Source organism: Pseudomonas sp. FG35 (assembly GCF_057809295.1).
Genome location: NZ_JBMDJR010000001.1, coordinates 526,568 through 539,331, shown reverse-complemented (window position 1 = coordinate 539,331; position 12,764 = coordinate 526,568). Strand labels below are relative to the sequence as shown.

11 protein-coding genes and 1 pseudogene are annotated in these 12,764 nt (G+C 57.9%); 3 read left to right on the top strand and 9 right to left on the bottom strand.

Features of this window, described 5'->3' with window-relative positions; translation table 11 throughout:
• Position 1 precedes the first annotated feature (1 nt).
• Positions 2-2,476: a UvrD-helicase domain-containing protein gene (locus ACODTD_RS02375; RefSeq protein ID WP_201818654.1), complete on the bottom strand. Its 2,475-nt coding sequence runs from the start codon at positions 2,474-2,476 to the stop codon at positions 2-4.
• 278 nt (positions 2,477-2,754) lie between these two features.
• On the opposite strand from ACODTD_RS02375, the gene ACODTD_RS02370 reads away from it, so the two are divergent.
• Positions 2,755-3,450 carry a pirin family protein gene (locus ACODTD_RS02370; RefSeq protein ID WP_489104387.1) on the top strand — a complete coding sequence of 232 codons (696 nt, stop codon included), beginning with the start codon at positions 2,755-2,757 and terminating at the stop codon, positions 3,448-3,450.
• Positions 3,451-3,511: 61 nt separating this feature from the next.
• Here the strand turns inward: ACODTD_RS02370 and pgm are convergent, their stop codons facing one another.
• From pgm to ACODTD_RS02350, 4 genes are all read right to left on the bottom strand, one after another.
• Positions 3,512-5,158, bottom strand: a complete 1,647-nt coding sequence (pgm, locus tag ACODTD_RS02365) for a phosphoglucomutase (alpha-D-glucose-1,6-bisphosphate-dependent) (RefSeq protein ID WP_285355776.1) — start codon at positions 5,156-5,158, stop codon at positions 3,512-3,514.
• 76 nt (positions 5,159-5,234) lie between these two features.
• Positions 5,235-6,665, bottom strand: a complete 1,431-nt coding sequence (locus ACODTD_RS02360) for an aminotransferase-like domain-containing protein (RefSeq protein WP_201818388.1) — start codon at positions 6,663-6,665, stop codon at positions 5,235-5,237.
• A 49-nt stretch (positions 6,666-6,714) separates the two neighbouring features.
• Positions 6,715-8,169, bottom strand: a complete 1,455-nt coding sequence (locus ACODTD_RS02355) for a hypothetical protein (protein WP_011334081.1) — start codon at positions 8,167-8,169, stop codon at positions 6,715-6,717.
• A 547-nt stretch (positions 8,170-8,716) separates the two neighbouring features.
• Positions 8,717-9,739 (bottom strand): zinc-dependent alcohol dehydrogenase family protein, encoded by a 1,023-nt coding sequence (locus ACODTD_RS02350; RefSeq protein ID WP_285355774.1) that lies wholly within the window; start codon positions 9,737-9,739, stop codon positions 8,717-8,719.
• 270 nt (positions 9,740-10,009) lie between these two features.
• Between ACODTD_RS02350 and ACODTD_RS02345 the strand changes: the two genes are divergently transcribed.
• Positions 10,010-10,924 carry a LysR family transcriptional regulator gene (locus ACODTD_RS02345; protein ID WP_285355772.1) on the top strand — a complete coding sequence of 305 codons (915 nt, stop codon included), beginning with the start codon at positions 10,010-10,012 and terminating at the stop codon, positions 10,922-10,924.
• A 133-nt stretch (positions 10,925-11,057) separates the two neighbouring features.
• Positions 11,058-11,186: a hypothetical protein gene (locus ACODTD_RS02340; protein ID WP_285355770.1), complete on the top strand. Its 129-nt coding sequence runs from the start codon at positions 11,058-11,060 to the stop codon at positions 11,184-11,186.
• A 76-nt stretch (positions 11,187-11,262) separates the two neighbouring features.
• Here ACODTD_RS02340 and ACODTD_RS02335 read toward each other — a convergent pair.
• The 4 genes and pseudogenes from ACODTD_RS02335 to ACODTD_RS02320 form a co-directional block, all read right to left on the bottom strand.
• Positions 11,263-11,382: pseudogene (locus ACODTD_RS02335) on the bottom strand (IS5/IS1182 family transposase); the annotation flags it as partial.
• An 86-nt stretch (positions 11,383-11,468) separates the two neighbouring features.
• Positions 11,469-11,705 (bottom strand): hypothetical protein, encoded by a 237-nt coding sequence (locus ACODTD_RS02330; RefSeq protein WP_285355768.1) that lies wholly within the window; start codon positions 11,703-11,705, stop codon positions 11,469-11,471.
• 170 nt (positions 11,706-11,875) lie between these two features.
• Positions 11,876-12,229: a hypothetical protein gene (locus ACODTD_RS02325; protein WP_285355766.1), complete on the bottom strand. Its 354-nt coding sequence runs from the start codon at positions 12,227-12,229 to the stop codon at positions 11,876-11,878.
• The gene (locus ACODTD_RS02320) at positions 12,201-12,641 is read right to left on the bottom strand and encodes a hypothetical protein (protein WP_102592348.1); all 441 of its coding nucleotides are present in this window, start codon (positions 12,639-12,641) and stop codon (positions 12,201-12,203) included. Before ACODTD_RS02320 ends, ACODTD_RS02325 begins: the two co-directional genes overlap by 29 nt.
• Between the last annotated feature and the right edge of the window lie 123 nt (positions 12,642-12,764).

Genomic DNA, 12,764 nt, shown 5'->3' with positions numbered 1-12,764 from the left:
TTCAGGCCGTTTTCTTTTCCGGACGATGATCGACGAAGAACGGTTTGCCTTTGGCAACCCGGTCGGAAGCTCGAGGCATATTGACTGCCTGGGTGTCTTGCGGCTCGACGTACCAGTAGCAATGGCTGACTGCGCGAGTGATGCCGACGTAGGCCAGGCGCAGGATTTCGTCTTTTTGCGCACTGTCATAAGGCTCGCTGTCGCCGGCCTTGCCCAGTCCGGCCATGCGATACACCTGATTCTTGTATGGCGAACTGGTCAGGTGCTGGCAATCGCCCAGCAGGAACACCGCGTCGGCCTGCAGACCTTTGGCACTGTGATAGGTCAGCTGTTTCAGGCGACGGGACTCATAAGGCAAGCTCGAATCCACATTAACTACATGCTGAATATGCTGTTCTATCAATAACTTATCGCTGCTTTTTCGATAGAGCATCAGGATCGAATCGCCGTTTCGATAGTGTTCCGACAGGCGCTGGCCGAGTGCCTGATCGTCGCGCTCCAGCACGTTGACTGGCTGCAACGGCCTCTCCTCGCCGCTGGCCTTGGCCTTCTTGCCCGGGATCGCCGGCGCTGCCCGGACGATGTGTTCCGCCGCGTCGATGATGTGCTGATGGCTGCGATAGTTATCGCTGAGCATCACCCGGGTCGTACTCGGCGACGGGAATTCCTTGTTGAATTCCATGAAGTAGCTCGGCGAACTGCCGCGCCAGCCGTAGATCGATTGCCAGTCATCGCCTACGCAAAGCAGCGACGATCGCTGTGCGCCTCGTCCAACGTGCATCGCGGGGCCGCGACTGCGGATTTCCGAGAGGCTGGCGCGAATCCACGAGACGATCTGCGGTGAAACGTCCTGAAACTCATCGATCATCAGGTGCGACATCGGCCGCAACAGCTCATCACTGAGCAGTTTGAAGTTTTCCGGTGAGTGCTCGCTGAACAGTGCAAACATGCGGTTGTAGGTCATGACCGGCGGCTTCTGATCCAGCAGATGATCTTCCAGCGCGCGCCAGAACAGACTTAAAGCCTCGAAGAAAAACCGGTCCGGATCATCCTTGGCGAAACTCATGCGGCCAACAGCGTCCGGCACATCCAGCCCCAGATTTTCGATGAAGCCGGCGGCGGCGACAAAACAGTCGAGCAACGGCGCGGAAGCCAGCTCGCCCTTGACCTTGTAATCGAAGCCGGGACCGGCGCTGACATCGCCTGCCAGCGTGGCCAATAAACGTTTTGACGATTCGTAACTATCCAGCCAAATCAGTGGCTTACGACAGAAAGCTTGAAACAAGGTGCGCTTGACTGCCCACTCTGCACGCACCGTCAGCTTGGCGTTGGGACGGCAGACCTGCGGGTTTTCCCGAGGGTCGAAACCCAATACCACCCAGGCGTCCAGGCTCGGAATGTAGCCGTGGCCATGGAAAGATGCGCCATTGATTTCGAATGCCTGGCGACTCGGTTCGATACCCTTGATCGGCCAGGCACCGGCGCGGAGCCACATGTCCTCGATCATGTCGCACAGCTCTTCATCGCGGCGAGCCGCCAGCTCCGTTACAGCGACGCGCTTTTGCACGTCCGGGTGATCGCGTTCCAGCTCCTTGAGCTGCAAGGCGTGCCGGGACAGCGGCTGGATCAGTTGCGCAAAGCGCGGGTCTTCTTTGTAGAGACGGTGGTAACAGGCGTTGAGCTGCTGGCGCTGCGCGTCGTTGATGCGCAGATCGAACGGATTGCTGTCGACGTCTTCATCCGCACCCGGCGCGCGGTGGCTGAGGTTTTCGAATGCCTGCAAGCGCTCGAACCCCGGCAGGCTGCGAACCATCGGCAAGATCCGCGAGTGGAAGGTGCGCACCAGATCCCGCGCGTCTTTCTGACTCAGTGCCCGGCCCCACAATGCGAACAGTTCGATCAGTTTGTTGATGAAGTCCTTGCGCGACTCGCGGGTGAAGGTCACCACGGTCATCGAATCGAGCTCGAAGCCCAGGTAGTGAGTCAGCAGCAGGATCCGCAGCACCAGCGTGGTGGACTTGCCGGCTCCGGCGCCGGCAATCACCGAGGTTGACGGGGTATCGCTGAAAATCATTTTCCATTGCGCCACGCTTGGCTGGGCGTGGGCTGGCAGCAGGCGCGCGACATCGGCTTTCATGCGCTTCTTCAGTTCTGCGCTGAGCGGCAGACGCCAGTCGTCGAACAAGTGATTATCGATACCCGGCGGGCGATGCTCGGTATTGCGACTGTCGCGGATCAACAAAACCTGACGACCCTCTTCCAGGCCGTCAGCCTTGCCTTCCTTGTACCCGTAATCCACGCCGGCGGTATGCCCGCTGCGAAAGCCGTCGGCCTGGCCGTGCAACCACGAAGCCCGGTGCTGGGCGCGCAGTTGCGTCAGACCGTGACCAAGGAAACGCGCCGCCAGGCGTTTGAACCAGGGCATCTCGGCCAAGGGACGAAGTTCGGGAGGAAGATCGGGGGTGTGTTGCGCCACGCTGACGGACTCCGGATGTGAGGCTGTTGAGAGCTATGGTGTCTGCATTTGCTTTTTTGTTCTAGCGAAATGCTTACAGGTCATTGGTTTAGGCGATGAATTGAAGGTGGGATGAGACGGTTTCGAGCCTTTTTCATATCAACCGATTCGATTGGAATGCCGCAGTTTTTACGCTTTTTCTCGATGGTTGACTGATAGATGATGGCTGCCATCAATCACCGGTCTCGCTTCGTGGCTCAGGCATCGCGCCCCATGACGAACCTTTTGAGGAGACGATCATGCTTGAACTCAGACCCTTCAGCTCGCTGGGCGGCGCCCATCACGGCTGGTTGGATGCCCATCACCATTTTTCGTTCGCCGAGTACTACGATCCGCAACGCATGAGCTGGGGCAACCTGCGCGTGTGGAACGACGACATCATTGCCGCCGGCACGGGCTTCCCTACTCACCCGCACCGCGACATGGAAATCATCACGTACGTGCGTGAAGGTGCGATCAGCCACCAGGACAACCTGGGCAACAAGGGCCGCACCGAGGCTGGCGACGTGCAGGTCATGAGCGCCGGCACCGGAATCGCCCACAGCGAATACAACCTGGAAGCCACGGACACCAAGATCTTCCAGATCTGGATTCTGCCGACCGAAACCGGCGCACCGCCGTCCTGGGGCGCCAAACCGTTCCCGAAAGGCAACCGCGAAGGTTTCGTGACCCTCGCCAGCGGCAAGGACGGTGACGATCAAAGCCTGCGCATCCGCGCCGACGCACGTTTGGTGGCGGCCAATATCAAGGCCGGGGAAACCGCTGAATACCGTCTCGATGCCGGACGTCGGGCGTATCTGGTTCCCGCTACGGGTGTCATTGAAGTCAACGGCTTGCGCGCACAAGCTCGAGACGGTGTGGCGGTGGCCGATGAACAGGTGTTGACCGTCACTGCGCTGGAAGACAGTGAAATCGCGTTGGTGGATCTGGCCTGATCGGCGAATCGCGGGTACAAAAAAGGGCGGCCTCAGGGTCGCCCTTTTCCGTTGCCTGGATTTACTGGATGCTGATCGCACCGTCTACCAGTGTTTGCGCTTCAGCCACCAGTTGCTTGAGGTGGTCGTCGCCGATGAAGCTTTCGGCGTAGATTTTGTAGATGTCTTCGGTGCCCGACGGACGTGCAGCAAACCAGCCGTTTTCGGTCATTACTTTCAGACCGCCAATGGCCTGATCGTTGCCCGGCGCCTTGCTGAGGATACTCTCGATCTTCTCGCCCGCCAGTTCGGTCGAGGTGACCTGTTCCGGCGACAGCTTGCTCAGCAGGGCTTTCTGCTCAGGATTGGCCTTGGCGTCGACACGCACCGAGAACGGTTCGCCCAGTTCGTCGGTCAGCGCGCGGTAGGCCTGACTTGGGTCGCGGCCGGTACGGGCAGTCATTTCAGCAGCCAACAGGGCCGGAATCAGACCGTCCTTGTCGGTGCTCCAGACACCGCCGTCCTTGCGCAGGAACGAGGCGCCGGCGCTTTCTTCGCCGCCAAAACCCAGTGAGCCGTCGAACAGACCATCGGCAAACCATTTGAAGCCGACCGGCACTTCGTACAGGCGACGGCCCAGACGCTTGGCCACGCGATCGATCAGACCGCTGCTGACCACGGTTTTACCCACGGCCGCGTCGGCACGCCATTGCGGACGGTTCTGGAACAGGTAGTCGATCGACACCGCCAGGTAGTTGTTCGGTGCCAGCAGGCCACCGGACGGCGTGACGATACCGTGACGGTCATGATCCGGGTCGCAGGCGAAGGCCACGTCAAAGCGTTCTTTCAGGCCGATCAGACCTTGCATGGCATGGCTGGACGATGGGTCCATGCGGATCTGCCCGTCCCAGTCGACGGTCATGAAGCGGAACGTCGAATCGACTTCCTTGTTCACCACGTCCAGGTCCAGACGATAGTGCTCGGCAATCGCCGACCAGTAGCGCACCCCTGCTCCGCCCAGCGGATCGACGCCCAGGCGCAGTTTGGCACCGCGGATGGCATCGAAATCGATGACGTTGATCAGGTCAGCGACGTATGTGTTGACGTAGTCGTGACGGTGGGTGGTTTCGGCCTTGAGCGCCTGCTCGTAGCTGATGCGTTTGACGCCGGCCAGTTTGTTGGCCAGCAGTTCGTTGGCCTTGGCTTCGATCCACTTGGTGATGTGGGTGTCGGCCGGGCCGCCGTTGGTTGGGTTGTACTTGTAGCCGCCGCTTTGAGGCGGATTGTGCGACGGGGTAATCACGATGCCGTCGGCAAGGCCCGTGGTGCGACCACGGTTGTAGCAAAGAATGGCGTGGGACACGGCCGGTGTCGGGGTGTATTCGTCGCCTTCGGCGATCATCACGGTCACGCCGTTGGCCGCCAGCACTTCCAGGGCGCTCGCCCCGGCCGGGGTCGACAACGCATGGGTGTCGATGCCGACGAACAGCGGCCCGGTGATGCCCTGGGCTTCGCGATACAGGCAGATCGCCTGGCTGATAGCCAGAACGTGCCACTCGTTGAAACTCAAATCAAAGGAACTGCCCCGGTGCCCGGAGGTGCCGAACGCCACGCGCTGGGTGGAAACCGAGGCGTCGGGTTGACCGGTGTAATACGCCGTAACCAGTCGCGGGATGTCGACCAACAGTTCTGCCGGTGCCGGTTTGCCCGCAAAAGGACTGAGTGTCATGCAAAACCTCTGAAATAGAGTGGTTCAGGAAATTACAGCGGAGTTTACTGGCAGTTTGACCAGAGTGCGATGGGGGCTATCCGGTACAAACCGAGTGTTTGGGTGAATTCGTGCGCGGAGCCAGTCGTAACGCATCCCCGAGCAGTCCGACAAGTATTAACAACGCCTCCTCGTCCCCGCCGATCACGCCGAGACGCAGGTTCTGCGCATGCAGGCCCTGGATACTGAACAACTCCCCAGGTGCAATCAATACGTTTTGTTTCAGCAGCCGTTGAAACACGGCGTCCATCGCTACCGCATGCCGGGATTGCAACCAGATCGTTGCGCCGCCCTGTGGCTCGACGACATCCAGCACATCGCCCAGGCGCTCGCGAATGAGCTGCACCCATTGCGAACGCCGCTCCCTGAGCAGTCGTTTCAGTATCACCAGATGCTGATCGACTCGACCGCTGGCATAGAGACGCGCAATGGCTTTCTGGCGGATCGGCGAGAGCCGGAACGAACGCAGCAGGAAGTGACGCTGCAGAGCATTGCGCCATTGGCGTGACAGCACAAAACCATAGGGGGCTTCGACACCAATGTGTTTTTCGAAGCTGGAAAACACCAACAAGCGGTCGGGATCCAGCAACTCGCGCAGAGGTTGACCTCCAGCATCGTCCAGCAACTCGCCATGACAGTCGTTTTCCAGTACCCAGATGCCATGACCGATGAGCAACTGCGCGACAGCATGCCGGTTGTCCTGAGGAAAACGGCTGCCGTGGGGCATGCTCAATCTGGAAGACAACAGGATCAGCCGAACAGGTTCGATCTTGAGCAGTGTTTCAAGTTGCTCTGTATCAAATGTGCCATCAGGCTGCAGTGGCAGTTCAATGACTTGTACGTCAAAAGACTGAAGCAGACGCAGGACCGCCCAGTCGCAGGGGGATTCGATCAGCACCGTTGCATGTCGCAGTTCAAGAACTGCAATCAGGATTTCCAGCACCCCCCGCAAGTCGGCGCCGATGTAGACGTCTTCGGGATGCCAGCAATGTGTCGCCGAGGCGGTATAGCGGGCAGCCAGAAGCGTGCGCAGTTCCAGCTCGCCGCAAGGCTGCGCGGCTGTCTGCAGATACCGTGGATACTGACGCAACAGTTCTCGCTCCACCATCAACAACGGGCTGTCCAGAGGCTGGGCCGCCGCCGGGTCATCACCGCTCAATACGCGCATGCCGTTGCACCTGGCACTTACGCAGACCGTTTCCAGCAGATCGTTGCCACCTCCCGGCGGCATGAACGATGGCGTTGCTTGTGCAAAATAACCTGATTTGGCTACGGAGTAGACCCGGCCTTCCTTCTCCAGCAAGGCATAAGCGTACTGAATGGTCGAGATGGACACGTTCAGTCGCTCGGACAACTGCCTTAGTGACGGCAACCTGATCGCTCCTTGATTGCCTGGTTCATCGATCAACTGAGTCAGATAACGATAGACAGCCTGATAGGCGAAACCCGATTCTCGTGATGCACTCATGAGCCAGGGTCCGCAGGCATTTTTCCTTGTCCGGGCAATACGTTCACACTCAGCCTTCCGCCTTGCGGTCAACATGTGAAGTCTCATGACCTGATACTTCAGCGGTACTCGCTGCCTGTTCGTCCATCCGGATGCCATCCATTGCATACAATCGGTTGATCAGTCTTACGGGCAGTCCACTGACATCGGTCATCCATTGCAGAACCTGCTCCGGAGCGTGCAGTCCCTGCATCGCCCGGTGCAACTCCGGCATCGCGACCAGCATGCCGGGGTGGCAGGTGCGCAAAAACCGCTCAAGACCAGCGGCTCCATCGATGAAAGGGGCAAATATCAGGCATATCAATTGCGCCTCACTGAGGCCAAAGTTCCGCTGCAGGGAAGAGGTAGCGTGCGCGCGCTGCTCGGTGAGGTTGGACAGATTGCCGAATGTCGAAAGGAAACGGTCACAAAGCTGCTCGGGGGTACCTTTGCGACGCATCGTTGCCAGGCACTGCTGCAGGTATTCCGTGACACCGACCTCGTAGTTGCGACCTTCTACGTAGCTGGCCTGCAGCCCGCTCAGATAAGCGCCGACCAAAGGATCGGCACATTCACCGGGGCGTGGTTCGAACATCAGCTCGTCGGCCTGAAAGCCCAGGAAATCGCTGAGCAACGGCCATCGCTCCTCCATCTTGCCAACGACCATATCGTCGATGCCGATGTAGCTGGTTCGCCGACAGGCTTCAAACTCGCCAAGCGGCCGCCACTGAGTCAGTTCCTTTTCGGGGTAGAGTTCGCGGTAATAATCGCCGCCCATGTTGTCGAGCAGACGGAACAAATCGGCGAATCCACCGGCCGTTCGTGGCAACGCGCCGATGCTTGCCTTGCGCGCCGCCCGATCCAGGCCTGCGATGAATTGCTCCTGCTGGTACACGCTGTCACTGGCTATCAACGCATCGACACCATTGCCCCAACGTGCAACCTGACCGTAGAACTCGGCTGTGCTCAGGTACAACTCATCCCACAATGCCAGGCTCTCATTCCATGTGCGACGATGCCCCAGCATCAGCAGGTTGAGGCGACCGGACTCGCGCCCTTCTTCGCTGACGCAAACCTCATGGTTGAAGGGCAGAACCTCGCGATGATCCACCATCAGTAGCTCCACCCTTGGATCGTCATACAGGAACAGTGCGCCGAAGCTACGATGCATGTTGTGCAGCGCCGACGTCGGTGCGCCGCTCCAGCGCAGGGTGGCGACACGCAACTGGAAAGTGGCCGGAGCGCGTCCTGCGATGCTCAATTGCGCCGCACGCAACAGGGCCAGGCTGTAGCAACAGTCACGTGTGCCGGATTGAGTCACCATGACCTTGAATTCGCCGATGCGGTCCATACCGCCGGCAGCCACCGCCAGTCGCTGTATCAATAGTTGCAAAGCCGTGCGCTCGGCTCGGGAAAAAAAACTCAGCAGGCGTTGCAAAACTTGCTGGTAGACATAATTCATTGCTTGATCATGGATCGTGCTCATCAGTACTTCACCCGGTATCAAAGGTTTTATATCGCGCGGCCACGAATGGCGGACGCACGATCACTCTTCATTAATTAATAGACGCTGAAATGCTAACACTTAAGTTTTTGTAGTTATTTGAAACAGTTGAGCGCGTAGTATTTCAGGATCTTGAGCGACATGGCTGAAAGCCCCGCCTTGGCTGGGCCGCCTGCAAGAACGGGCTTTCCTAGGAAACTTCTTACAAGCCCCTGCACATAATGAGCACAAGAAAAAAAGAAGGGATTACATGGCACCCCTACAAACTTTAAACAGAAGTTTGAGGGGCGATGATAAACAGCCGATTGATACTGCACGGAACAAATAGAATGCACAGACATAGCTCATTCCTTGAGATGAAAGTAGTCATTCAATTATCAGGGTCTGGAGGGCAATTAGAAGATACAGATCGAGAGCAAAAACCAGTTCAGTTGCTGAACGTCCCCAGGCGTCTGGCCCAGGGATTTCTCGATATCTGAAGGATTAAACGCACAAGAGTCCGTGGGGCCACGGACTCTGAATGGGAAAGTCAGGCAGTTTCGATTTGCAGAGCAACCCGCTCGCGGCATGGGCACTCGTCCATGTAGCGGTGAGCTTCGACAAACTCGTTGAACGGAAACACCCGGGTCTTGAGCGGCAGCAGCACACGGTCAGCGGTGAGCTGGTTGATATCACGCAAGGCACGCTGCAAGGCGACGTGGTCCTGAATGATGCCGAGCTCCGGTTTGCCGGTGAAGTTGCCGATGCAATGTACGAAGAACTGAATGTTCTTCTGGAACGCCGCACAGGCCGGGAATGGCGTCTGGTTGCCGCCCTGCAAGCCGTACAGCACCAGGCTGCCACGCGGTGCCAGCACATCGCCGAGCAGCGACATCTGTGGCCCGCCGAGACCATCGAACACCACGTCGACACCGCGGTTGTCGGTGATCTTGTTGATCCGCATCAACAGGTCTTCTTCTTCGGTGACGATCACTTTCTCGGCACCGAGCGACAGCAGGTACTCACGTTCCTCCGCTGTTTTGGTGGCAGCAATCACCCGCACACCCAGCGCCTTGCCCAACTGGACGAAGGACGGCCCGGCGCAGTGGCTGGCGTCGGTCACCAGGGCGAACTGCCCGGGTTTGACCCGTGCCAGATCAACGTAACCGAAATAGGCGATCAACAGCGGCGTGTAATGCACGCTGGCTTCAATCGGGCTGAGCACATCCGGATAGCGGGTCAGCGCGGTACGCGGCAGAACGATCTGTTCGCCGTAGACCGGGTAATCGTTGGGGCTCTCGGCCGGGAAGCTGGCCACCTTGTCGCCCACTGCCAGATCTTCGACGCCATCGCCGATGGCCGTGACCACGCCGGCCATTTCATGACCCAGGCCTGAAGGCAGGCGCGCCTGGGACGACGCCAGATTCTGGCGCCAGAGCGTGTCATACCAGCTGATGCCGATCGCCTCGACACGCACCTGCACTTCGCCAGGACCTGGCTGAGCAGCCGCATGCTCTTCGCATTTGAGCACCTCGGCCGGACCAAACTTGTGAAAACGGATCGTGCGGGACATCGCAAACCTCGTCAAAGTAACCTCTAATGCCATGAACTCTATCTGGGCTTTCCAGCCAAGACTATCAGTGGCTATTAATAGTCGACATGCCTGTCATTGATTCCGCAGCATGGTCAGCATTGAGAAAATCCATGAAAAAACTGCTGCCGCCTTCTCAGTAAAGCTGAATTACCCGGTGCAGACTACCAGCCTTTCCCCGTAAGATTCATGCCGGCCATTGTTCTCATATGGTCGCTCTCGTCAAGCTTGATGACTCTGCCAGGACTCCAGATGAATCGTAATGACCTGCGTCGTGTCGACCTCAACCTGTTGATCGTGTTCGAAACGCTGATGCATGAGCGCAGCGTGACCCGTGCGGCGGAAAAGCTGTTTCTCGGCCAGCCGGCGATCAGCGCGGCGCTCTCGCGTCTGCGCGGCCTGTTCGACGATCCTTTGTTTGTGCGCACCGGGCGCAGCATGGAGCCTTCCGCCCGCGCGGTGGAAATCTTCGCCCTGCTCTCCCCGGCCCTGGACTCGATTTCGACCGCCGTCAGCCGCGCGGCGGAGTTCGATCCGGCGACCAGCACGTCGGTATTCCGCATCGGCCTGTCGGACGACGTCGAATTCGCGCTGCTGCCGATGCTGCTCAAACGCCTGCGCGCCGAAGCACCCGGGATCGTGCTGGTGGTGCGCCGCGTCAACTACATCCTGATGCCGGGCCTGCTCGCCTCCGGCGAAATCTCCATCGGCGTCAGCTACACCACCGACCTGCCGGCAAACGCCAAACGCAAAGTCCTGCGCCGCAGCGCCCCCAAATTACTGCGCGCCGACACCGTGCCGGGGCCGCTGAGCCTGGACGATTACTGCGCGCGCCCGCATGCGCTGGTGTCGTTTGCCGGCGACCTCAGTGGTTTCGTCGATGAAGAGCTGGAAAAGCTCGAGCGTAAACGGCACGTGGTACTGGCGGTGCCGCAGTTCAACGGACTGGGTACGCTGCTGGCGGGCACCGACATCGTCGCGACCGTGCCCGATTACACGGCGGATGCACTGACGGCGGCGGGCGGTCTGCGCGCGGAAGACCCGCCGTTGCCGACGCGCACGTTTGAACTGCATATGGCTTGGCGGGGGTCGCAGGATAATGATCCGGGTGAGCGGTGGTTGCGGTCGCGGATTCAGATGTTTTTCGGCGACCCTGAGAGTCTTTGAATTACACGTTGGAGTGGATCAACTGATGCCGTACACCATGTTAAGTTTGGTGTCGGACGCGGTTAGCGACATCCTGCCGTTGAACTGATGTGGCCTGATCCGGCTGTAGTGGTGCATCAGACAATAGCTGACGTTGCGACGACCGATTGAATCCGCCGAGCAGAACGACGAATGGTGCCTGTGCCGGTACTCTATGCAACTGGAGAACTTCGAGGCGGTCAGCGATAATCCGCAGGCCAAGCTGTTGGCCGCGATCAACTAAACGGCACTTAGTGGCCAAGGCCATGATGAGTTACACCACGTCTTGGGACACGATCAGCGCCTGAGCATAGGATCTACAAGATCCCATGCAGTACCTGGCGATCATCACTGCGTGGGCGACCCATTTTCTGCTCCGGAGAAACCAGATCCTTGATCAATTCCCACGATCCGTCGGAGAGTTCGTAACGCTTTGCCATGCGGGCCTCAAGCCAATCATGACGGCAATTCTACTCGCACCGACTTTTCGTACAAAACCTAAGCTAGGCGCCAGTCAAACCATAACTTACCGTTTTGCCAGTTGCAGTAAGCGACGCTGATCTACCGCTAGAATTCTCTGCACACTTTCCAGGCTTCTTTGATCCGCTCGCTTATTAAAGGCTTCCTCTTGCAAATTTTCAGAAAAAGCCACCATCCGCTTGTGCCCAATCAACCCCGCCAGCCAGCCTGTCAACTCATTATTAAAGAAGGGGTATGCACGATTTGAACCGAGATGAACCGCCACTGCGCGCAGCTCAGTCAAACAAATGACATCCGCGAGATCCTGATCAAAGGTTATCAATCGATCCAGGCAAAAATCTACGCCCTTCAAATTTTTAGGATTCGACAGCGACTCCTTGATTCTGAGTATGTACAAATCCTAGGCGCAGTTATTAATGATCCGAGGAGGTTCTTCCTTGTCAAGGACCGAGTTCAGCTTCTTCGAAAGCGTCGTTTTTTTGTGTGGAAAAGGATATCAGCGCAAACAATCAGTTCGCGTAGCATGAAGATTTGCAACTCATCGTGCATGAAGTTGAGCAACGCCTCCATCTTCGCTTCCGGTGATGCCTTGACGCTGCTTTCTATAATCTTGGCCCGTAAAATCATGCACTCCGCAGCCGCGGCTTGCTGAGCTAAAGCGACGCCCAAACTGCCCTCCAAGATACTTGAAAAACCTTCAATCCAATCCTCGGCGAACGCCTCGGCTTGTTCTTGGTAAAAGCGGCGATACCGCCCCCCCTCACTCAGAGGGGCATTATCAATGCGACAGTGCGTGCACTGCGGCAATCGTTTCTTTGCAGAACTGGCGGGTTTCAGGCGACCACTTTTTCTGCGACTCACACAGATAGATGTAACAATTCAATCGTGCGAGATCATCTACGGAAAACGTCCGATGCAGATCAGCACGCACGGCATCGAGTTCAGGAGAAATACGCTCCGCATATGACAGCTTTCGAATGTAGCTGGCCGCATTCGAATCCAAAAAAAGCGAGCCGCCCAATGTGTATTTCACTTGCGTCTTGGACAAGACAAAGGCTTTGTCCAGAATCCAGACGGACTTGCCGCGCAACATGGTCGAAACAACCCGTTTCTTGGAGAACTGCTCACGCACCAAGCTAAACGGCCCACCCGACTCAGCTGCCGCATACATGATCCGCCAGTCGCCGAGCAGCTCGATTTCCTCCTGAAAGCGCTCCAACGCATCCTTTGGGTTATTTGCAGAACACACGTATGCAATGCCCGTTGGACTTCATACTCAGTGTATTCCTTCACCATCAACCCACTCCTCTCTGGAAATCCCATTCGGACCATCGCCGCAAAG